Below are 21,945 nucleotides of genomic sequence, written 5' to 3' on the forward strand. Positions count from 1 at the left end.
GCTATTCGCTGCCACTAAGCCTGTGCGTTTGCACCTGCAACGATCTCGGAAATCTCTTGTGTAATGGCTGCCTGACGAGCACGGTTGTAGCTCAACGTTAAACGGTTGATCATATCCGTAGCATTGTCTGTCGCGTTGCCCATTGCAGTCATACGGGAACCTTCTTCGGAAGCTTTTGCTTCGAGGAGTGCACTGTAAACCAGTGTTTCCGCATATTTCGGCAACAGGTCCGCCAATACTTCTTCCGAGGACGGCTCATACTCGTAATTCAATTCGCGTGCATTGTTGCTCTCGGGAGCTTCCAGTGGCAGCAATTGTTTTACGGTAGGTATTTGCGAAATTGCACTTTGGAACTTGTTGTAGCACAGGTACAGTTCGTCAATCTGCTCATTCTCGAACATTTGGACTGCTGCACCGGCAATTTTCTTGATATCAGCAAAGGCTGGGCTGACTGGCAGACCTGTAACTTCCTCCAAAAGCGGGTAGTTCCGTTTGCTAAAGAAGTCACGACCTTTGCGGCCAATCACAAAAATACCATACTCATCCTTGGACTTGTGCTTCTCGTTAATGGTAGTTACCACTTTACGGAGAATGTTGGCATTGTAGCCCCCAGCAAGTCCACGGTCGGAAGTGATGACAATATAACCAGTCTTTTTCACTGGACGATTTTGCAACATTGGATGTTTGGAACCAGAGTTCCCACTCGCGATGCTTGCGATCACTTCTTGGATCTTGTCAGCATACGGGCGTGCCGCCTCAGCTTTATCCTGGTTACGGCGAAGCTTTGCAGCCGCCACCATTTTCATCGCTTTCGTGATTTGGCGCATATCTTTTTTACTTTTGATACTGCGTCGAATCTCACGTATTCCTTTAGCCACTCGTTTTCACCACCTTGAGGACGCATGCACGGGCAACTAGCCCGGCATGCATCTGATGTCTATCAGGTTAACGATTAGCGAGTTACCGAAAAGCCTTTTTTGAACTCTTCGATCGCTGCGTTGAATTCTTTTTCATCTGGAAGGTCTTTCGTTGTGCGGATGTGCTCCAACAGTTGCGGTTTGTTGGAATCCAAGAAAGACAACATCTCTTTCTCAAAACGGCGCACTTCTGCTACTGGAATATCATCCAGGAAACCTCTTGTAGCGCTATAGATAGAAGCAACTTGCTTCTCAACAGGCATTGGATCGAACTGACCTTGTTTCATGATTTCCATCAAGCGCTCACCACGGGTCAGACGAGCTTGGGTCGCTTTGTCCAGGTCGGAACCGAACTGAGCAAACGCAGCCAACTCACGGTATTGAGCCAACTCGAGCTTGAGTGGACCTGCTACCTTTTTCATCGCCTTGATTTGCGCGGAACCACCTACACGGGATACGGAAAGACCGGTGTTAACCGCTGGACGTTGACCTGCGTTGAACAAGTCTGTCTCCAGGAAGATCTGACCGTCCGTGATGGAGATCACGTTGGTTGGAATGTACGCGGAAATGTCACCCGCTTGGGTTTCGATGAATGGCAGAGCTGTAATAGAACCAGCGCCCAGATCATCAGACAGTTTCGCAGCGCGCTCCAGCAAACGGGAGTGCAAGTAGAATACGTCACCAGGATATGCTTCGCGACCTGGAGGACGACGGAGCAAGAGGGACATTTCGCGGTATGCAGCAGCCTGCTTGGAGAGGTCATCGTATACGCACAGAACGTGTCCGCCTTTGTACATGAAGTACTCACCCATTGTTACACCTGTATATGGAGCCAGGTACAACATTGGAGCTGGGTCAGACGCAGTAGCAGAAACGATGATTGTGTATTCCAGAGCCCCTGCTTTACGCAGAGTTTCTACGATGTTAGCAACGGTGGATTGCTTTTGACCGATTGCAACGTAGATACAAATCATGTCTTTACCTTTTTGGTTGATGATCGTGTCGAGCGCCACTGCTGTTTTACCAGTTTGGCGGTCACCAATGATCAACTCACGCTGTCCACGACCAACTGGGATCATCGCGTCAATCGCTTTGATACCTGTTTGGAGTGGCTCATGTACGGATTTACGTGCCATTACGCCAGGAGCTGGGCTCTCGATTGGACGGAAACCGTTGTTTGCGATAGGGCCTTGACCATCGATTGGTTGACCCAGTGGGTTTACAACGCGGCCGAGCAGCGCTTCCCCTACTGGAACTTCCATAACGCGGCCGGTACGTTTTACAGTATCGCCTTCCTTAATGTCGCGGAAAGGTCCCATAATAACGACACCCACGTTATCTTCTTCCAAGTTGAGTACCATACCCATTACGCCATTTTGGAACTCGAGAAGCTCCCCTTGCATGGCCTTTTCCAAACCGTGAACACGAGCAATACCGTCACCTACTTGGATGACTGTGCCTACATCCACAACTTCGATTTCAGATTTAAAGTTAGCGATCCGCTCTTTAATGAGGGAGCTAATCTCTTCTGGTCTGATTGCACTCACTTAATTCACCCCATTCATCCAACTTCTTAAAAGCCATCGAACTTTACGCCTTTTGCGCAAAGGTTTCCAACTTCGTTTTCAGGCTGCCATCATACAGACGGTCGCCAATTTTGATAATAATGCCGCCGAGAATCGCTGGGTCTACGACTGCTGTCATACGCAGCTTTTTGTTCAGCGTTTGGCCGAACTTCTCAGCTAGCTCATTTTGCTCTTCAGTAGAAAGTGGCTTTGCACTTGTCACAATCGCATCTGCGAATCCACGAGCTTCGTTCGCCAATTGTACAAAAGAACGGTAGATATCAACCAGATCAACTTCGCGTCCGTTCTCAATCAGGACGTTCAGAAAATTAAAGGTTTCTTCCCCTACATGGCTTTTGAACAATTCGTCAGCGAGCTGGCTTTTCGCATCTGCTGCGATGTGCGGGTGCAGCATGATCTTTTTCAGATCTTCACTGCCTTCAACCGCTTCCACGATCGCACCCAGGTCTGCTTCTACCTGATCAATCTTGCTACGCTCACTCGCTACTTCAAAGAGAGCGCGAGCATAACGTTTTCCTACTGCGCTACTCATAGGCGATCTCCCACTTGTGCGAGAAATTTGTCAACAGTAGACTTTTGAGCTGCTTCGTCCAGTTCTTTCTCAATGATCTTGGAAGCCAAGAGCACGGAAAGACCAGTCATTTGCTCACGCAGTTCGAGTTTTGCTTTTTCTACTTCACGAGCCAGTTCAGCACTTGCCTCTGCCTTCATACGCTCAGAAACTGCTTGTGCTTCAGCAACGATTTTGCTTGCTTCATCAGACGCTTGCTTTGCAGCACGGTCGATGATCGCTTTAGATTCAGCGCGAGCTTCATCCAAAAGGCGGCGTTGTTCAGCCAAAAGCTTTTCGGATTCCTTGTGGTTGCGTTCCGCAGTGGCGAGCTCGTTCTCAACATGAGCACGGCGCTTTTCCAATACGCTCGCAATCGGTCCTGTTGCATATTTGGAAACAACGATCAACAGCAAAATGAAAATAATCACCTGGAGTAGTAATGTGCCCCATTCCAGGGATACGGCTCCAAACTCAACCATTTTTAGTTCACTCCTTCCTGACAAACGAAAGATTCTGCAATAAGTTCTTTGCGTACTTACCAGAATTATTACTAGAAGACTTCCACGCCAAGCTTGTGGCCGAAGCCTGATTTTTCCCTACTAAAAGATAGGCGAAGGTGACCCTCCGCCTATTTAATACTGTTCAACTGTTCGCTTAGCCCAGACGACCCATCAAGATGAAGCCTACAGCTACAGCGATAATTGGAATCGCCTCTACGAGACCCATACCGAGGAACATGATACCCATCAGGTTACCACGAGCTTCAGGTTGACGAGCAACACCTTCAATTGTTTTAGAGATTACGTTACTTGCACCAAAAGCACCACCAAGTGCTGCCAAACCGAAAATAAGACCCATAGCAATAGCTACACCCATAACTTCCATGTTAAAAATACCTCCCTAAATTGTTGTAAACAAAAACTAGATTTTAGTGTTCATCATTCACAAGTTGTGAAATGTAAACCATAGAAAGAGTCAAGAAAATGAACGCCTGAATTGCACCTACGAAGACGGAGTAGCCGAGCCAGATAAACAATGGTGCCGCGGCCAAAACTCCCCCACTCAACAGGAAGGCAATCATGATCTCTTTTGCAAAGAGGTTACCGAACAAACGCAGAGGAAGCGTCAACGGTTTAATGATAAACTCCTCAAGAATGTGGATCGGGTTGAGGAATACGTGCTTAAACCAACCACCTGGACTTTTCTTAATACCGAGGTAGTGGGAGTAGAGCAACACTACCAATGCCAAACCAAATGTTACACTCGGTGTAGCAGTTGGAGACTTCCACCAGATTACATGAGCTCCTTTATCAGCCAGCTCGTGCTCAACGGTTTCGCGCTTCTTCGCTTCGGCTTCCGGCGTAGGAGCAATCGTCAGCATCTTCATAACACTTTCGCTGATTTCACCTTTGTGCACTGTGGTGACGTTGGCGATAACACCTAGCTGGTTCCCAATGAAGATGTAGAGAAACAACGTAATACCAAGCGTCATCATCATCATGACTTTCTTGTGATCCATGTATCCTGCAGTAACATTCTTGACAAAGTCAAAAATCCACTCAACTGCATTTTGCTTAGCACCAGGTACTCCTGTTTCCAGCTTTCGTGTCATTACAAACAGGAAGATAAACACAAGCAGTGCGGTAAGAACCATCATGAGAATCGTAGCGATGTCAAATACCATGCCGCCTAACTGAAACCGTAACGTATAATGATGACCCATCTTTTCACCCCTTTCCATTGATAGATAGAGGTTGTCCGAAACTCTGTCTACACATTGCTATCGAACGCTCTCTGGTAAAAATCATTTCATTAAAAGGAAATGCTGTAACAAATCTATTTTGAATTGCGGAATACGAGTAGATAACTGATCCCTTGGATCAAAAACAACCCAAGTAGAACCCCTGATAATTTGAAGATATGAGGGAAAAGAAAGGTAGCATAGGCGGCTAGCCCGGCAATCATGAACCGAAGCATCGTGCCCGTTCCTTTTGGTCTGACATTAGGGTCATCTGCCATTTGCCCAACAACCCAGACCTTGCTTGCGAGAACGCTGGTATTAATGATTCCTGTCACTGTTCCAAGCAACAAACTCTGCAAGAATACCTTGTGTTCAGGCAATACAACCATCAGCATCACAAACAATGCCATGCACCATAAAGAATAGCGAAAAGTCTTTCGCATCGCTAAAGCAAACGCTTCCATCGTTCGTCACCCCCTACAGATACGGGCGAATGAGTCGATAGACAGTGTATACACCAACCGCAATCCCTGTAATCAAGCCGATAAGCAATAACCAAGGATCAGTCGCTAGTAGGCGATCCGCGTATCTGCCGATCATAAAACCGGCAACCACACAAATGGCAAAGTCAAGACCAAGTACGCTGACCAAACCAAGTGCTCGCCATGGATTGTCAAGTTTCGCCAGTTTATCCTTCTCCTTTCACATAAGGAGAGGGCACACAATTTCCAAATGCCCTCATCCATATTAACGAAGATTTATTCCCTTTGTCAACGCAAGCGTTTCTGTGTACACAAAGCGTTCACAATTTAAAAATTAAATTTTCTCGACAATTGTGGAAACGCCTTGTCCCCCACCAATGCAAAGAGTCGCTAACCCATATTTTGCCCCTTCACGCTTTTGCAATTCATGCACGAGCGTGACCAAGATTCTCGCGCCACTCGCACCGATTGGATGTCCCAACGCGATGGCTCCGCCGTTGACATTCAGCTTCTCGCGATCAAAGCCCAACGCTTTGCCAACAGACAGCGATTGGACGGCAAAAGCTTCGTTTGCTTCGATCAAATCGATGTCAGCGATCGACAGGCCCGCTTTTTCCAGTACGCGCTTGGTCGCAGGAACAGGACCGTACCCCATGATGCTCGGATCAACACCTGCACTCGCATTGGCCACGATACGGGCGAGAGGCTTCACACCCAGCTCTTCTGCCTTCTCGCGTGTCATAATTAAGAGAGCGGCTGCTCCATCGTTGATGCCGGATGCATTCCCAGCTGTCACGGTTCCATCCTTTTTAAATGCAGGCTTTAGCTTGCCTAGCGCTTCGGCTGTCACACCAGCACGCGGGAATTCGTCCACAGCAAAAAGCACTGGATCACCTTTGCGCTGCGGAATCGGAACCGGCACGATTTCTTCTTGAAAACGACCACTAGTGAGCGCTTGCTGAGCCTTTTCCTGGCTCCAAGCTGAAAATTCATCCTGCTCTTCTCGTCCGATCTCGTATTTGGTGCACAGATTCTCCGCTGTAATGCCCATGTGGTAATCGTTGAAAGCACACCACAGCCCGTCGCGAATCATGGAGTCTACTACTTTCTGATCTCCCATACGGTAGCCTGAGCGCGCACCTTCCATTAAGTATGGTGCCTGACTCATATTTTCCATCCCACCAGCCAAGACCACTTCTGCCTCACCTGCAAGGATGGACTGAACAGCCAAATGAACGGCTTTTAGACCTGAACCACAAACTTTGTTGATTGTCAGAGAGGGAACTTCATGAGCAAGGCCCGCGTGAATAGAAGCCTGACGCGCCGGGTTTTGACCCAAACCTGCTGACAGTACATTCCCCATAATCACTTCATCGACCGCATCCTTGGAAACACCTGCACGCTCTAGCGCTGCTTCCAGTACTATTCCGCCCAGCTTTGTCGCGCTGACACCCGCAAGCGTTCCTTGAAAGCTACCTATAGCAGTGCGCACAGCACTCGCAATGACGATTTCTCTTTGACTCATCTTCCACACACCCCTCGAATACACAGGATAGGCAACCTTCTTAAGATTCCATCTTTTCATGATAATTCCTGCCAGGAAATCGCTTTCTTTTCCTGTTCATAAAAAATGTCACTGCTCAGAGAAGAGAGTGACGGTTTGAATGATTTATAGAAGTGCCTCTGCAATTTCATCGACGATATTGTTGATGGCAATCGGGCCATAATAGGCGATCCACACGGTTGTGTTTACCTCGTACACCTTATTTTCCTTGGCTGCTTTTAGCCCTTTCCAAATGGAGCTGTTTTTGTACTCGTCTGTTAATGCTTGATTCGCTTTGTCCGTTACGACAAATAAGTGATCGGCATTTACCTCTGGCAGCACTTCCAGAGAAATCATCGTAGCTGTATCGGATTTATCCATCGCTGACTTGGGAGGAGTCAGTCCCAAATCGGTATATAAGATAGCAGCCGTTCGGTGTTCAACTGTGTGCAGTCGAATAGCATTGTCACGAGGACGAATAAGTGCGACGGACTCACCCTTGAGCTTGGTTGCAAGCTCTGCTTTCAATTTGCTCGTTTTTTCTTGGTAGTCCTTTACGATCTGCTCAGCTTCTTGTTCTTTTTCGAGAATTTTTCCGAACGTAATCAGCGTATCACGCCAGTCTTCGTTTCGATCAAACATGATGGTTGGAGCGATTTTAGATAAGTTGTCGTAGATTTTGTCCTGGAATTCCGTGCAAATAATCAAGTCAGGTTCCATAGCCACGACTGCTTCTGAATTTGGCTCGTCCTTTGTTCCAAGTACATGAACATCTCTCAGCTTGTCCATGAGATACTCTGGAAACTTCGTACCGTCACCCGTTGTAATGACATTACCTGCTGGTAGTTCGCCCAGAGCAATCATTTGATCTGCGTATTGCGTATCCAGTACAGCAATTCTGACTGGTTTAAAATCAAGCGTCAGCTCGCCTTTCATGTGCTTGATTGTACGCGTCTCGCTTTTCTTCACTTCTTGATTCGCGCCGGATTGCGTGGTATTCGACTGCGTCGCTACCTGATTCGAAGCGCCTGTTGCAGTGCTCCCAGAATTGCTCGTGTTCGTACCGCCGCCTGAGCAAGCTCCCAACAGCAAGGTAAGGCTCAGCATCAGGTTCAGCGCCAGCATCGCTTTTGTACTCTTATACATCGGTACGGCTCCTCCATCTCTTGAATGCGAGTGATTTTCATTTTCAATGTGATCATTATATTTCCACAGCTTTTGACCAGCAATGGAATATCGCGACAAGAGTGATGGACTTTGGCGACGCATTTCCGATGTCAGCGGATTTTCCTTATACATTGAAGGAGAGAAGCCTGTATATTTTTTAAAGATACGACTGAAATAATAGCTGTCTGAATAACCTACTGATTCCGCTATCTCTTTTAATCCCAAATTCGTTTGACGCAGCAGTTCCTGTGCTTTTTGAATGCGCACCTGAATCAGATAGTCGATAGGGCCGACTGCTAGCTGGGCTTTAAAGGTGCGTTGCAGCGATCGGGAGCTACAGTTTAAGAGCGAAGAAAGATCATCGAGAGTAAAATTCTCTGCGTAATGCTCCTCGATATATCTGACGGCCTGAACCACCAAATTCGGTACCGTTACCCCGATTCCTTGTGACTGCATCTGTGCCATTAGCTCACATACGAGTTGATACAGCAGAGCCTTGGCTCGCAGCTTGTCCAGGTTGCCGTTCTGATTCCATGCTTGCTTCATACGTGATATTGCGACAAATACATTTACCGGATGCATGGGGGTAAAGCCGTATTGGATGTGAAAAGGTTGTGTTTTCTCCAGTAAACGTAACAACTCCTGCCGACAAGGCAACGGCAAATGTGCTTTGTACAAAATCAGATAGTATTCCAGCTCATCCTTTATTTCCTCGATATCCACGTATGTACCTTTGCCAGCATGGGCCATATAGCAATTCTTGATCGTATGCACATTCCCGTCAAGACGAATCAGGCCACTGCCTCTCACCGAAAATAGAAAGGCACTAGCCGGCAATTGATAGGATCGCAGTTGTTCTCCGGCTCGCATGACGATATGCCGTACATCATGTAATCGTACACTTGCCTGATTCCATAGAAAAATATGATCATCCACGTTCATTGTCCCACACTCAACTCCTTGATAGCCCTCCCATCGTTCTTCTTTTTATTCTATTTGATAACCATTCTCATTTCTATAGCAAAAATCATAGAAAGTACACTACCTCGATGAAACCGCGCGAACGTAAATAACTTCGTAGGTGACAGGGATGCCCGTTTCTCTTTTATACGTCTGCTCATAATAACGAATCATTTCTGCAAGGAGTTTTCTGTGTCCCAGACCGCTCCCTTGCTCCATACTTGCACTGGCGCCCACGGCTTTCACGGCATGCAAGAAATCGCGTACACCCGGGTAAGTGAGCCGTTCATATTTCCTCATCACCTCTACATCCGTAAACCCTGCGTGTTCCAATAGCTCGTCCCAATCACGTGCTGAGAGAAACTCCAAGCCATGACGTACTCCCTTTTCCCCCAAAATCGCATGAGCATTCGCAAACGAATCATGTAGCTCCCAAAACGTATCGGGTCCAAATGTTGAAAAAACCAAAGGTGCTCCGGGCTTCAGGATTCTTCCCAATCCTTTTAGCGTATGCGCTGGCTTGGCAAACCACTGAAAACACGCTCCTGAAACCACCAAATCCTTTGACTTCGCCTGTTGTTCCCAAACCCATTCTTCGGCATCGGCTTGATAAAATGAACAAATTAGGCCATGCTGCTCCAGATTGCTCTTCGCCTGCTCCAGCATACCTGACGCAATCTCTACCGCCTCGTAATGGGCATCAGAAAAATGGCTGCGAATGACGCGGGTTAATCCCCCTGTCCCACAGCCAATCTCCAGGATGTTTCGCACCTCGTTCTCGTTCGTCATTTCTGTAACCATTTGACTCAAATGATCAGCCATCTTCTTTTGCACGAGTGCGTATTTTTCGTATGAAGCAGCCTTCTCACTAAAACGGCTGCTGATTGCCCTCTTCTGCAAGCTGCTCCACCATCCTCTTTAGCGAATCTCCTACAACCTCCGGAACAAATACATGCGGGGCATGACCACACTCAGGAATTGGCACAAAATCGGCACCTGCAAGGCTACTCGCCAGTTCCTCTCCGGCTGCGAGCGAACAGATAGCATCCTCCATTCCATGAATGACGAGAGTAGGAGTAGTCAGCGAAGACAGGAACGGGCGGCAATCCTCTTCTTCTAAATAGGTCAAGCCCGCAATCAACGCTGCTGTACTCCACTTCTGGTTATCCACCCCCATGTGCAAACCTGTTTTCTCACGCTCTCCTGGTGTTAGCATCTGTTGAACAAATGCGTCCATCACTCGCTCGCGTGCGACGGAAAGCTGCCTTTTCATCCTTTGCAAAACAGCAGGATGCCACCCTCTGCGAAGGTCATGCTGTTCACTGATAAAGCGTGCTGTCGTGCCGATCAAAACAAGTCCTGAAACCGGGTGCTGGGCAGCAAGGCGTATTGCGAGCATCCCTCCCATAGACCACCCCACTACAATCAGCTCCTGCGTTGACAGAGAGCGGACTTCCTCTTGTACTCTCTCGTAAAATTGCAAGGAGTCCGTGACGTCCGAATAAGTAGGAATGATGTGCTGATAGGAAGGAAATTGTGAGCGAACAGCATCCCAACTGCAATCTGGCATTCCCCATCCGGTTAGCCACAGCATCACTTTTCTCACGTTATCGTCCCTCCTTTATGAAGCTCGTCCCTGATTTCGCTCACTTGCTCGCAAGCCCACTCCAGCTCTTCGCGCGTATGGGCAGCCATCACCGTAAAACGGATACGCGCGGTTCCTGCTGGCACGGTAGGCGGTCGAATCGCCACTGCTGCAATCCCGCGTTGCCGAAGCCTTTTGCTAAATTGCAAAGTCCATTCATTCTCCCCTAACGTGAGCGGGATGATTGGCGTATCTTCTTCGTCTACGGTAAACCCGCGTGAGCGAAGCAACTGGCGAAACACGAGCGCATTCTGCCTCACTGCTCTTCTTCGCCAAGACTCTGTTTGTACCAAAGACAACGCCGCTAGATTCGAGCCAATCACAGCAGGGGGCAGAGCTGTGGAATACACCAGCGAACGCGCTTTTGTCATCAAGTAACGAATGATGATCTCATCTGCGCATACGTATGCCCCATAAACACCAAATGCCTTGCTGAAGGTTCCCATCAAAACATCGACTTGTCTGGCGATGCCCAGCTCGTGGCACAAGCCCTGCCCTTCTTCACCACGCACTCCCCCTGCATGGGCTTCGTCAACCATCAGCATGGCATCGTAACGATCTCGCAGTTGTACTAAGTCAAGAAGGGGAGCTTTATCACCGTCCATGGAGAATATGCTGTCCGTAACGATCCACTTCCGTCTTGCATCCTGGTGCTTTCTCAGCAAAAATTCCAGATGCTCCATGTCATTATGTCTGTACCGAAAATGCTCCGCCCGACTGAGCACGATTCCATCCACGATGCTGGCGTGATTCAAGCGATCACTAAAAACAGCGTCGCCTCTTCCGATAAGTGCTGCAATTACCCCCGTATTTGCCTGGTAGCCATTTGCAAAGACAAGAGCCCCTTCTCTCTCTTTCCACGCCGCCAATTGTTGTTCCAGCTCGTCGTATAACGCGTAGTTGCCATGGACGAGACGAGAGGCAGTTCCTCCCGCCCCCCACTCCTCTGCCGCCTTCTTGCCAGCTTCCACGATTCGTTGATCATGGGCCAAGGCCAAATAGTTGTTCGATGACAGGTTTAATAATGATTTCCCTTCGACTTGAATCCACGTGCCTGCGCGATCACTGGCTGACTCTACGGTGTTCCATTCTCTTGCCAACGATTGTTTCCGCAATGAATCGTATTCTTCTTCCAGCCATGTGTAGCGTTTATTCATAACTGACCTACTGTCTTACAGCGCACACAGTTCGATTTCAAACCCGAGGTCTTCAATCATCTGGTGATCTGTCGTAATTTCCTGCCCGGGCGTCGTCAAATAGTCGCCCACAAACAACGAGTTAGCCGCATACAAGGAAAGGGGCTGCAAGGTGCGCAAATTCACTTCGCGACCACCCGCAACGCGAATTTCTTTATCTGGGCAAATAAATCGGAACAAGGCAAGAACACGTAAAGCCTTCATTGCCGGAGTGCGTCCTTTATCCTCCAACGGAGTTCCGGGAATCGCATTTAAAAAATTGATCGGGATGGAATCTGCGTCCAGATTGCGCAAGGCAAATGCCATTTCAACGATCTCCTCGTCGCTCTCCCCCATGCCGATGATCACGCCTGCGCAGGGCGACATCCCTGCTCTTTTCACGGTATCAACTGTCTGAACACGCTGATCGTACGTGTGCGTTGTCGTAATCGCTTCGTAATGATTGCGACTCGTGTTGAGATTATGGTTGTAGCGGTGAACACCAGAATCTTTTAGGCGCGTTGCTTGTTCGTCGCTTAGTATCCCTAAGCACGCGCAAATTTTCAGCGGCATCGTTTCGCGGATTTCTTTGACTGCCTCGATGACCTGACCCAGCTCTTTTTCCGTAGGGCCACGACCTGAGGCGACAATACAGTATGTACCTGCTTTTCGATTCATGGCTTCTCGCGCACCTGCGAGCAATGTCTCCTTGTCCAGCATCGTGTACTTGGATACGGGAGCATTCGAAACAATCGACTGCGAGCAGTAACCGCAATCCTCGGGGCAAAGGCCGCTTTTGGCGTTAATGATCATGTTCAGCTTGACCTTTTTTCCGAAAAAGTGCTTTCTGACGCGAAAAGCTTCGTTCATGACCAGCAGCAGCTCATCATCTGGCGCTTGCAGCACCTTCATTGCCTCTTCCTGTGAAAACTCTGCTTTGGTAATCGCTTTATGAGAGTATTCCTTCCAATCCAGACAGGTGCTTTGCTTCATTTTCTCATCTCCCCTTTATATTATTGATGGCTCCACTGACACAACTGCCCGATGTCTACACATTCTTTGATCAACTGTGTCAACTGCTGACGCTCTAACGGTTGGTCTATCCATGGAAGTACGCCCCATACGGGAACTCCCCCATAGCTCTCAATCATGCTTGCGTTTGTTTTGACACTCTCATCGGTGACGCCGGCTGAGTTGCTTTGATTCAGGATGACACCTACAACCTCGATCCCGAGTTCCCGTGCATACCAAACGGACAAGAGCGTATGGTTAATCGTGCCGAGACCAGCCCGCGCCACGATGAGCATAGGCAGGTTCAGTCGAGCAGCAAGATCCGCCATCGTTTCGGTTGGAGTCAATGGCACAATCAGCCCACCTGCTCCTTCGACAAGGAGTGCCGGATGACGTTCCATCAGGGGTCGCCCTCCAGCGATTACTTCCTCCATGGTCAAGCTTTTCCCCTCTGCTTCCGCAGCTAGAAAGGGGGTAAGCGGTGCCTCAAAACAGAGCGGGGCTATCTCCTCACACGCGTCAGGCACTCCGCTCCACGATCTCAAGTGCATAGCGTCACTGCCCTCGTCATTGGCTCGTGCTCCTGACTGGACTGGCTTCCAAACTCCTATGTCCACTCCGGTCTCACGCAATACGGATGCGATTCCGGCAGTCACAACCGTTTTGCCTACCCCTGTATCGGTTCCTGTGATGAACAATCCGGAAAAGGGGCGATCAGTCATATCAATCACTCCTCCGTTTGACCTGTCGTTACATCCTGAATTGATTCCGTCAAAATCCCAACCATGTCAGCCAATTCTTCAGTAGTAGATACAAGCGGTGGGATAAAAACGATGACGTTGCCCAACGGTCGTGTCAGAAGCCCTTTTTCTCTCGCTACCTGACAAACACGCACACCAATCCGCTCATTCCAGTGATAAGGCTCCTTGGTCTCTTTATCCCGAACCAGCTCGATTCCCGCCATCAAGCCTTTTTGTCGGATATCTCCTACATGGGGCAGATCGCGAAGTTGCCTTAGCAATTGATCCAGATCGGTTGCTTTTTGTGCTACTTGTTGAACGACTCCACGCTCCTCCATCAGACGCAGGTTGGCGAGAGCAACTGAACAGCCAAGTGGATTTCCCGTGAACGAATGTCCGTGGAAAAAGGTTTTCTGTTCCTCATAGTCGGCGAAAAATGCATCATAAATCTGCTCGGTTACTAAGGTAGCCGCAACAGGCAAATACCCTCCCGTGAGCCCTTTTGCGACCGCCATAATGTCTGGCACGACCCCATCATGCTCACAAGCAAACATTTTGCCCGTACGTCCAAATCCTGTCGCTACTTCGTCTGCGATCAGCAATACATCATGGGCGCGCAACAGCTCCGCGATTTTTTTCAAGCAACCGTCTGGCATGATAATCATGCCGCTTGCTCCCTGCACGACAGGCTCCACGATCATCGCCGCAATCTCATGAGCTCTTTCCTTAAGCAAACTCTCCAGACTGCTCAATGTGGCCTGAACGGCTGCTTCTTCGCCGCCTTGTCTGTATGGGTAAGGGTATGGAATGACATGTGGAGAAAAGAGCAGTGGTTTATAGACCTGATGGTAGAGAGGAATGGCCCCCACACTGGTAGCTCCAATCGTATCTCCGTGATAGGCATTGTTCATCGTAATAAACGAATGCTTTCCAGTCTGCCCGCGATTTTGCCAGTATTGGAACGCCATTTTCAGTGAGATTTCGACTGCCGTTGCCCCGTTGTCAGAGTAAAAGACTTTGCTTAATCCTTTTGGTGCGAGATTGATCAGCTTTTCCGCTAATAGAATAGAGGGAATATTTGCCATGCCGAGCAAGGTAGAGTGGGCAATCTGGTCGAGCTGCTCCGTGATCGCCTGATTCAGCTCGGGAACGTTGTGGCCATGGACATTCAACCACACAGAGGAAAAACCGTCGTAGTAGGCCTTGCCGTTCACATCGAACAGCCTGATCCCTTCTCCTCTCGCAATAATCAGTGGCTCCTGTGCGACGTAGTCTTTCATTTGGGTGAAGGGATGCCAAACGTATTGCTTGTTTTTGGCAGAGAGCTCTGCATAACTATTTAACAACCTAATCACAACCTTGGTTAACATATATTTGTTAACCGTTATTTTAAAATGGTTAACTCATTTTGGCAAAGCTTTTTTTCGATCTTGAAAATTAAAAAGACTTTCTGGTTTGAGTCAACATAGTGGAGGAGAAGAAAAAGCACAGTTCTCTTCGACTCTGACACGCCCGCATGGGGGATTCACTGTCCGTCTACACTTCCAAAAGGGGACCGTCGAGCCAAAGCCACCCTACAGGCGGAAGCTTCTCAAGGAAGAAGTGTTCGACAAGCGTGGTCCCCTTTTGGAAGCTCCGACTTGGAAGGCGTTGTCAAGGTCTACGAGCCCTGCGCTTTTTCTTCTCACCAGCTTTGTCAGTTCATCGATATCTTCTAAAACTCAGGAAGGCGACAGAAAAAGGCCAAGCTCCTCTTCGTTAGAGGAGCTTGACCTTTTATGTTCCGATTCTATTTATCTTGATGCAGGATGCGATAAAGCGCTACGACACACACTGCTCTCGTCGTCGGTTTATTCGGCTGATAATTTCCTCCAACTGGATCAATCAAACCGAGTCCGACCATGTTGTTGATGGATGTAGATGCCCAGGATGGCCATGTCCCTTTATCGGAGAGCTTTTTCGTCGCTCCCTTTTTATTCACGAGACGATCGAGAATGACTGCAGCCTCTGCACGTGTCACCGGCTGATCGGGACGGAAAGTATTATCGTTATACCCCTTCACCAGACCTTTGGAAACAGCAACCTGTACGGCACCTTGCGCATAGGAAGGCACCTTATCCTTGAATTTCAGCTTTGGTGAGGATGGAAGCTCCCATTCAAATGTGCGTGCGAGAAGGGTGACGAACTGTGCTCTGGTCAAAGAAACCTCTGGTCCGAACGTCGTCTCCGTCAAACCCTTCACGTAGCCCTTTTCCGCCATATAGGTGATTTCTGCCTTGGCTGGATGCTTCGCGATATCGGTAAAACCAGCACTGCTCGTGCCTGCATTGTCCAGGTAGTACGGAATGTACTTGCCGTAGCTATTGACTTCATATACCCACTGACCTTGCGCATTCATGGTTCCCAGAAGCGGGTCCAAAGTATTGTTCACTTCGTTTACGTACAAGAGTCCAACGCCTTTTCCAGCGAGCCATTGCTTCGGTGCCAAGGTCAACTGAATCGACGAAGTGGAAATCCCGTCCTCTTGTCCTGCTTTTAGTTCGCCCGGCTTAATCGTAAACGAATAATCAGCAGGCACATATCCTGGCATCGGCTGGGTCACGATCGACTCCACATCAATCAACGCACTATCCAGGTAAGGCGCAGTATTTGCAAAGGAATAATGGAGATCGAGCTCCGCCCCGAGGGACATGCTGCCTGGTAGTTCAGGAACAACCGCTACATCGCTCGGTTGACCTGACTGGTTGCCCAAGAGGAGCGAGAATTCGTCAAAGTACAGTGTTCCTTTGTCGTGTGTAATGCCATCATTGGCTTGGTCAACGACATACACACTCTTCAACTGCAATGGATACGCAACATTACTTGGGAAGTATCCTTTAACCTGCTTCCAGCCTGTCCAATTGATCTCTTTTGCCAGATCGACGTAGACCGGCTTGCCGTTTGCATCGACTGCTTCTGCACGGAGCCAATGTCCGCTGTTGTCACCATTGACCCACAAGCCCAATCCGAGGGGTTTGCCAGGGATGGTCACAGGTTTTGCCCCCAGAACGCCGTACGAAATCCGCATGTTGTTCGCTGGTGCTCCAGAGAAGTTGTACACCAGCTTCGCTGCCTTCTTCGTGCGGAATGTCTGATCGGAAACGAGCGCGAACGAACCAGCAGAACTGATGCTGGATGGATTTGCCGCATGGTACATGCCAGCCTGATTATCGAAGGTGAGCCATGGCTGCTCAAATTGTCCAACGGCAAATGGTACGGTTGTCGCCACACCATCATACGTAATCGTCAGGTTTCCGTTGCCCGGCTCATTACCTGCTACCAATTGCAGATTGTCGTTAATCGTCGCTACAGAAGAATCGACACTCGCTTTTACGCTAAGTGGCGTCGCTTGTACGGTAGAACCCTTCTTCGTTTTGATTTTGACATCCAGATTAATGGATTGTCCCGGTGCAATCGTGATCGGATTCGGGGAAACAATAATTTGCTGCACATCGTTGCCGGAAATGACTTGAATGTCTTTATTTTGCGTCACATTGCCCAATCGCGCAGTCAATGTGATCTTGCCGGAGCGAGCTGGTGTGAATTGCTTGCCATTTACGGTTCCCGCTTCGGACTGACTAGCATCCCAACTCACATCACCTGAATTGATCGCGTACGGTTGGTAATGCACATCATATCCTTTGGATGCGCTGAGTGAGATGGTTTGCCCGATAAGCACATCTGCCGGTACATCGATTTGGAAGCCTCTCAATTCTCCAGCAGGTGCCGTGTTGTATACGGCCAGTCCAGTAGGCACACGACGCTCAGCACCGCCGCTCGGCTTGTTCGCCAGATTCGCGTGTGTCTCACCCAGCATGCGTGCTGCCATGGTCGTAGAGCCACCACCGTCAAAGTTTACAGCCCGATAAGAGCCGAGCTCCGCCATGATTTTTGCCAGCTCGTCCAAATAAACGCCTTGGCTCGCATCGATCGTGACCATGTACAAGGTCTTTCCGTCCTGGGAAACACCGACCGCTGTGCGCGCCGTCTTGTTCGTGATGGACTTGTCCGCTGGAAAGGACGACAATGCTTTCCCTTGATCGACCAAAATGACATTGCCACCCACCGCATGGTTCAAGTCGAGTGTCTGCGGGGTCGTTTGGTACTCAACCGTCGCAGTAGCGCCTACTGGGAAGTTTTGTTTGAGAAATGCTCCTGCTGCTCCATGTCCCCAAAGGACATAGCCGTTGTAAGGTATGTATACGCCTGGTTGATTCACACGAACTTCCTTGGCTACGTTGTCAACAAACAGAATCTCGACGACATCTTTGTAGCCCGATATCGTCCCCAAGCTGGTTTTGCCAAAGGAAGGGGTATAAACGTTCAGTTGGTTCTGGTGACTTTTTCGTCCGTCACTCGGGTTGTACTCTTCCTTATTGACACCCTGAATCGAATAGGTAGCGCCATTAGGAGCAGTAACCTTCCCGCCAAAACCAAATTTGTCGACGATGGCCATCTTGTCTCCGGTCAAGCCTAGGGCGTACCAGTAGGAGACCAAGCCCATGGAAGAAATGAGTTCATCGTCTTTCATGACAATACCAAACGGCGCTCCCCGCTTCGACATGTTAAAAAAGTCGGCATTGATCGCTGCTACGGCTCCTGTTTCACGCGCCATTTGTGTCACCGTCTGCCTGTCTGTCAGCTTGCCTTTCGTTCCGTATACCGGTTTGACCTCAACGTAAGGATTGTTCAAATCCACCTTGGTCACCATGATCGTGACTACTTGATTGGCAAATGATTTCGTATATTTCTGCAAAGTGGTCCCCTCACCAATTGGGGTTTGCCACATCATATTCAATGCACTGGTCTCCGCTCTGGCGTGTGCGACATTGGTCGCAAACGGCACAAACGGAACAAAAGCTCCCCAGGCCATTGTCGTGGCCGTGAGCAGCGTCACTATCCTTTGCGCTCTCATGTTGGTAACTCCTCTCCGTATTCCAAACTCTGTCTTTCTACCTTCTAAGCCAAGCAACTAAATATTAGACGCAAAAGGTCATGGATAGTTTCGCCAATTCTCTTGATTCTCTATTAGAAAAACATACCAAATCATCAGTCATCAAAACCAAGATTATCCCTCTACAACAAGAAACCCGCCCGGTTTAGACGAACGGTACCTGGCGGGTTTTCCTAGCTGTATGTTACTGACCTGGTTGGAAAGGCTCTGGTTGTTCAGCACGCAAACCAAAATGATAGAGGATTGCTTCTACGATACGACGGGAAGCCTCGCCATCCCCGTACGGGTTAACAGCGTGCGCCATTGCATCGTAAGCCGCTTGGTTGGTCAGCAGTTCTTTTGCCATTGCATACACTTGCTCTTCGTCGGTTCCCACGAGCTTCAACGTGCCTGCTTCAATCCCCTCAGGACGTTCTGTCGTATCGCGCAGAACCAGGACAGGTACGCCAAGAGACGGCGCTTCCTCCTGCACCCCGCCAGAATCGGTCAGGATGAGATGGGCACGACGAGCGAAGTTGTGGAAATCAAGGGCATCCAATGGTTCGATCAACGAAATGCGATCGTGGTTTCCGAGAATCTCCTGCGCTACTTCTTGTACAGCAGGATTCAAGTGAACCGGATACACAACAGCAATCTCAGGATGCTCGTCCACCAGTCTTCGAACTGCACGGAAAATACGGCGCATCGGCTCGCCCAAATTTTCGCGGCGGTGTGCCGTCATCAGCACCAGCTTCTGACCAGCTACGCGATCAAGCACCGGATGCGTGTAATCCTCGCGAACTGTTGTTTTCAGCGCGTCAATCGCTGTGTTTCCTGTTACGTAGATACTCTTTTCCGGCTTTGCTTCGCGACGAAGATTGTCAGCCGATCCATTGGTCGGAGAGAAGTGCAGGTCAGCCATTACACCTGTCAACTGACGGTTCATCTCTTCCGGGAACGGCGAGTACTTGTCCCATGTACGCAAGCCCGCTTCCACGTGTCCGATCGCAACTTGATTATAAAAAGCAGCCAGACTCGCAACAAAAGTGGTTGTCGTATCCCCGTGTACGAGGACAATGTCCGGTTTTACTTCCTTCATCGTTTCATCCAGGCTCTCCAATGCGCGAGTGGTCACACCCACCAGCGTTTGGCGATCCTTCATGATGTTCAAATCAATGTCTGGTTGAATATCAAAAATGTCCAAAACCTGATCGAGCATTTGACGATGCTGGGCCGTCACGCAAACGACTGATTCGATCTGTTCGCTGTACTTGTTCAATTCATGGACAAGTGGCGCCATTTTGATCGCTTCCGGACGTGTACCGAATACCGTCATTACTTTTACAGTTTTCATCTGTTTTTCCCTCTCCGACTACTTCGTGCCGTACAAGCGGTCACCCGCATCGCCCAAGCCTGGCACGATGTATCCATGGTCGTTTAAATATTCATCAACAGCCGCTACGTAAATATCTACATCAGGATGCTCGTCCTGAACCAGCTTGATGCCTTCTGGAGCAGCGATGAGGCACATCAGTTTCAAGTTTTTCGCTCCACGTTTTTTCAAGGCAGTAAGAGCGGCTACAGCAGAGCCACCAGTCGCCAGCATCGGATCAGTTACGATCAACTCACGCTCAGCAACATCGGATGGCAGCTTCACATAATACTCAACAGGCTGAAGGGTTTCCGGATCACGGTAAAGACCTACGTGTCCTACTTTGGCAGCAGGGATCAGCCTCATCAGGCCATCCACCATACCAAGGCCCGCACGCAGAATCGGTACCAACCCTACTTTTTTACCAGCAATTACATTCGACTGACAGGTAGCCACTGGCGTTTCGATGGTGGTTTGCTCCAACGGCATATCACGGGTAATTTCATAGCCCATCAGAGTAGTCACTTCATCTACCAGTTCGCGAAATTCCTTGGTCCCTGTATTCTTGTCACGAATATACGTAACTTTATGCTGAATCAGCGGATGGTCAAACACATATACACGGCTCATGTCATTTCCTCCGTTTCCCTATCAATACATCCTTTCTATAATAGCTGGTGAGAGTAGCTCCGTCAATTTGCCTAATCTTCGTACTTTTTCGCATACCTGACCCCTATCAACAGCCGATAAGTGGAAAAAAAGCAGACCCGTATAGGAAAATTTCCACTGGGTCTGCTTTCTCGTTGCCTTGATTAGATATTCAATCCTTCGTACATCGGGAAGCGTTGGCACAAAGCTGCCACACGTTGGCGTGCTTCTTCGTGCTTCGCAGCATCCTCTGGGTTTTTCAATGTCAGAGCAATAATGGCTGCTACTTCTTTCATTGCTTCCTCATCAAAACCGCGGCTTGTTACTGCTGGCGTACCCATGCGCACACCACTTGTAACAAACGGGCTTTGTGTATCGTAAGGAATGGTATTTTTGTTCGTCGTAATGCTTACTTCGTCCAACAGATGCTCAGCTACTTTACCTGTCAGGCCGATTTTGCTTACATCAACCAATACGAGGTGGTTATCCGTTCCGCCGGAAACAAGCGTCAGACCTTCAGCAGTCAGCGCTTCAGCAAACGCACGTGCGTTCTTGATGATGCGAGCTGCGTAATCCTTGAACTCTGGTTGCAGGTTTTCGCCGAAAGCAACCGCTTTTGCTGCGATCACGTGCATCAACGGACCACCTTGAACGCCTGGGAACACGGATTTGTCGATGCCTTTCGCGAACTCTTCCTTGCACAAAATCAAACCGCCACGTGGTCCACGCAGAGTCTTGTGCGTCGTAGAAGTAACGAAATGCGCGTGCGGTACTGGGTTTGGATGCAGACCTGCCGCAACCAGACCAGCGATGTGCGCCATGTCCACCATGAAGTACGCGCCCACTTCATCCGCGATTTCACGGAACTTGGCAAAATCAATCGTACGCGGATAGGCACTCGCACCACAAACGATCAGTTTTGGCTTGTGCTCCAACGCTTTTGCACGAACAACTTCATAATTGATCAGGTGAGTATCTTCGTCTACACCGTAATCAACGAAATTGTAGAGAGTACCGGAGAAGTTCACCGCACTACCATGTGTCAAGTGACCACCGTGGGACAGATTCATTCCTAGTACGGTGTCGCCTGGCTGAAGGATCGTGAAGTATACAGCCATGTTCGCCTGAGCACCAGAGTGTGGCTGTACGTTTGCATGCTCAGCGCCAAAAATTTCTTTTACGCGGTCGCGCGCGATGTTTTCCACGATATCCACATACTCGCAACCACCGTAATAGCGGCGGCCTGGATATCCTTCTGCGTATTTATTCGTCAAAACGGTTCCCATTGCTTCCATAACTGCGCGGCTTACGAAGTTCTCAGAAGCAATCAGCTCAATCTTGTCGCGTTGTCTTCCGAGCTCCAGTTGAATGGCTTCCATTACTTGCGGGTCTTGATTACGCAAAAAATCTAGCATAATAGTTTCTCCTCCTCT

20 protein-coding genes are annotated in these 21,945 nt (G+C 49.1%); all 20 read right to left on the reverse strand.

Annotated elements, in window-relative coordinates:
• Positions 1-14: 14 nt before the first annotated feature.
• The 20 genes from atpG to glyA all read right to left on the reverse strand — a co-directional run bounded on the left by atpG (position 15) and on the right by glyA (position 21,927).
• Complete coding sequence (gene atpG, locus AB432_RS28020) at positions 15-878, reverse strand: ATP synthase F1 subunit gamma (RefSeq protein ID WP_048035081.1); 864 nt, start codon at positions 876-878, stop codon at positions 15-17.
• A 74-nt stretch (positions 879-952) separates the two neighbouring features.
• On the reverse strand, positions 953-2,464 hold the full coding sequence (gene atpA, locus AB432_RS28025) for a F0F1 ATP synthase subunit alpha (RefSeq protein ID WP_048035082.1): 1,512 nt from the start codon (positions 2,462-2,464) through the stop codon (positions 953-955).
• Between the two features lie 43 nt (positions 2,465-2,507).
• A complete protein-coding gene (locus tag AB432_RS28030) occupies positions 2,508-3,035 on the reverse strand; it encodes a F0F1 ATP synthase subunit delta (protein WP_048035083.1) in 528 nt (175 codons plus the stop codon).
• Positions 3,032-3,535 carry a F0F1 ATP synthase subunit B gene (gene atpF, locus AB432_RS28035; RefSeq protein ID WP_048035084.1) on the reverse strand — a complete coding sequence of 168 codons (504 nt, stop codon included), beginning with the start codon at positions 3,533-3,535 and terminating at the stop codon, positions 3,032-3,034. Before atpF ends, AB432_RS28030 begins: the two co-directional genes overlap by 4 nt.
• Positions 3,536-3,710: 175 nt before the next feature.
• On the reverse strand, positions 3,711-3,941 hold the full coding sequence (atpE, locus tag AB432_RS28040) for a F0F1 ATP synthase subunit C (RefSeq protein WP_017252354.1): 231 nt from the start codon (positions 3,939-3,941) through the stop codon (positions 3,711-3,713).
• A gap of 43 nt (positions 3,942-3,984) precedes the next feature.
• Positions 3,985-4,779, reverse strand: coding sequence for a F0F1 ATP synthase subunit A (atpB, locus tag AB432_RS28045; protein WP_048035085.1), 795 nt, complete (start codon positions 4,777-4,779; stop codon positions 3,985-3,987).
• Positions 4,780-4,892: 113 nt separating this feature from the next.
• The gene (locus AB432_RS28050) at positions 4,893-5,261 is read right to left on the reverse strand and encodes an ATP synthase subunit I (RefSeq protein WP_048035086.1); all 369 of its coding nucleotides are present in this window, start codon (positions 5,259-5,261) and stop codon (positions 4,893-4,895) included.
• 13 nt (positions 5,262-5,274) lie between these two features.
• Positions 5,275-5,448 (reverse strand): AtpZ/AtpI family protein, encoded by a 174-nt coding sequence (locus tag AB432_RS28055; RefSeq protein ID WP_327376339.1) that lies wholly within the window; start codon positions 5,446-5,448, stop codon positions 5,275-5,277.
• A gap of 165 nt (positions 5,449-5,613) precedes the next feature.
• Positions 5,614-6,804, reverse strand: coding sequence for an acetyl-CoA C-acetyltransferase (locus AB432_RS28060; protein WP_048035087.1), 1,191 nt, complete (start codon positions 6,802-6,804; stop codon positions 5,614-5,616).
• A gap of 144 nt (positions 6,805-6,948) precedes the next feature.
• Positions 6,949-8,931: an AraC family transcriptional regulator gene (locus AB432_RS28065; protein ID WP_048035088.1), complete on the reverse strand. Its 1,983-nt coding sequence runs from the start codon at positions 8,929-8,931 to the stop codon at positions 6,949-6,951.
• A 99-nt stretch (positions 8,932-9,030) separates the two neighbouring features.
• Positions 9,031-9,849: a malonyl-ACP O-methyltransferase BioC gene (gene bioC, locus AB432_RS28070; protein WP_048035089.1), complete on the reverse strand. Its 819-nt coding sequence runs from the start codon at positions 9,847-9,849 to the stop codon at positions 9,031-9,033.
• Positions 9,818-10,555 carry an alpha/beta fold hydrolase gene (locus tag AB432_RS28075; protein WP_048035090.1) on the reverse strand — a complete coding sequence of 246 codons (738 nt, stop codon included), beginning with the start codon at positions 10,553-10,555 and terminating at the stop codon, positions 9,818-9,820. Before AB432_RS28075 ends, bioC begins: the two co-directional genes overlap by 32 nt.
• Positions 10,552-11,751 carry an 8-amino-7-oxononanoate synthase gene (bioF, locus tag AB432_RS28080; RefSeq protein ID WP_048035091.1) on the reverse strand — a complete coding sequence of 400 codons (1,200 nt, stop codon included), beginning with the start codon at positions 11,749-11,751 and terminating at the stop codon, positions 10,552-10,554. The genes AB432_RS28075 and bioF overlap by 4 nt, the downstream gene beginning before the upstream one ends.
• 15 nt (positions 11,752-11,766) lie before the next feature.
• Positions 11,767-12,762 (reverse strand): biotin synthase BioB, encoded by a 996-nt coding sequence (gene bioB, locus AB432_RS28085; RefSeq protein WP_048035092.1) that lies wholly within the window; start codon positions 12,760-12,762, stop codon positions 11,767-11,769.
• A 20-nt stretch (positions 12,763-12,782) separates the two neighbouring features.
• On the reverse strand, positions 12,783-13,502 hold the full coding sequence (gene bioD, locus AB432_RS28090; protein WP_048035093.1) for a dethiobiotin synthase: 720 nt from the start codon (positions 13,500-13,502) through the stop codon (positions 12,783-12,785).
• Positions 13,503-13,507: 5 nt separating this feature from the next.
• A complete protein-coding gene (gene bioA, locus AB432_RS28095) occupies positions 13,508-14,890 on the reverse strand; it encodes an adenosylmethionine--8-amino-7-oxononanoate transaminase (RefSeq protein ID WP_048035094.1) in 1,383 nt (460 codons plus the stop codon).
• A 419-nt stretch (positions 14,891-15,309) separates the two neighbouring features.
• Positions 15,310-18,474, reverse strand: coding sequence for a phosphodiester glycosidase family protein (locus AB432_RS28105; RefSeq protein WP_048035095.1), 3,165 nt, complete (start codon positions 18,472-18,474; stop codon positions 15,310-15,312).
• Between the two features lie 223 nt (positions 18,475-18,697).
• A complete protein-coding gene (gene wecB / locus AB432_RS28110; RefSeq protein ID WP_048035096.1) occupies positions 18,698-19,846 on the reverse strand; it encodes a non-hydrolyzing UDP-N-acetylglucosamine 2-epimerase in 1,149 nt (382 codons plus the stop codon).
• An 18-nt stretch (positions 19,847-19,864) separates the two neighbouring features.
• Entirely contained in the window at positions 19,865-20,494 is a 630-nt protein-coding gene (gene upp / locus AB432_RS28115) for a uracil phosphoribosyltransferase (protein ID WP_007725492.1), read from the reverse strand.
• A 182-nt stretch (positions 20,495-20,676) separates the two neighbouring features.
• Positions 20,677-21,927, reverse strand: coding sequence for a serine hydroxymethyltransferase (glyA, locus tag AB432_RS28120; RefSeq protein WP_048035097.1), 1,251 nt, complete (start codon positions 21,925-21,927; stop codon positions 20,677-20,679).
• Positions 21,928-21,945: the final 18 nt, after the last annotated feature.

The sequence above is a fragment of the Brevibacillus brevis genome (genome assembly GCF_001039275.2).
Lineage (GTDB): Bacteria > Bacillota > Bacilli > Brevibacillales > Brevibacillaceae > Brevibacillus > Brevibacillus brevis_C.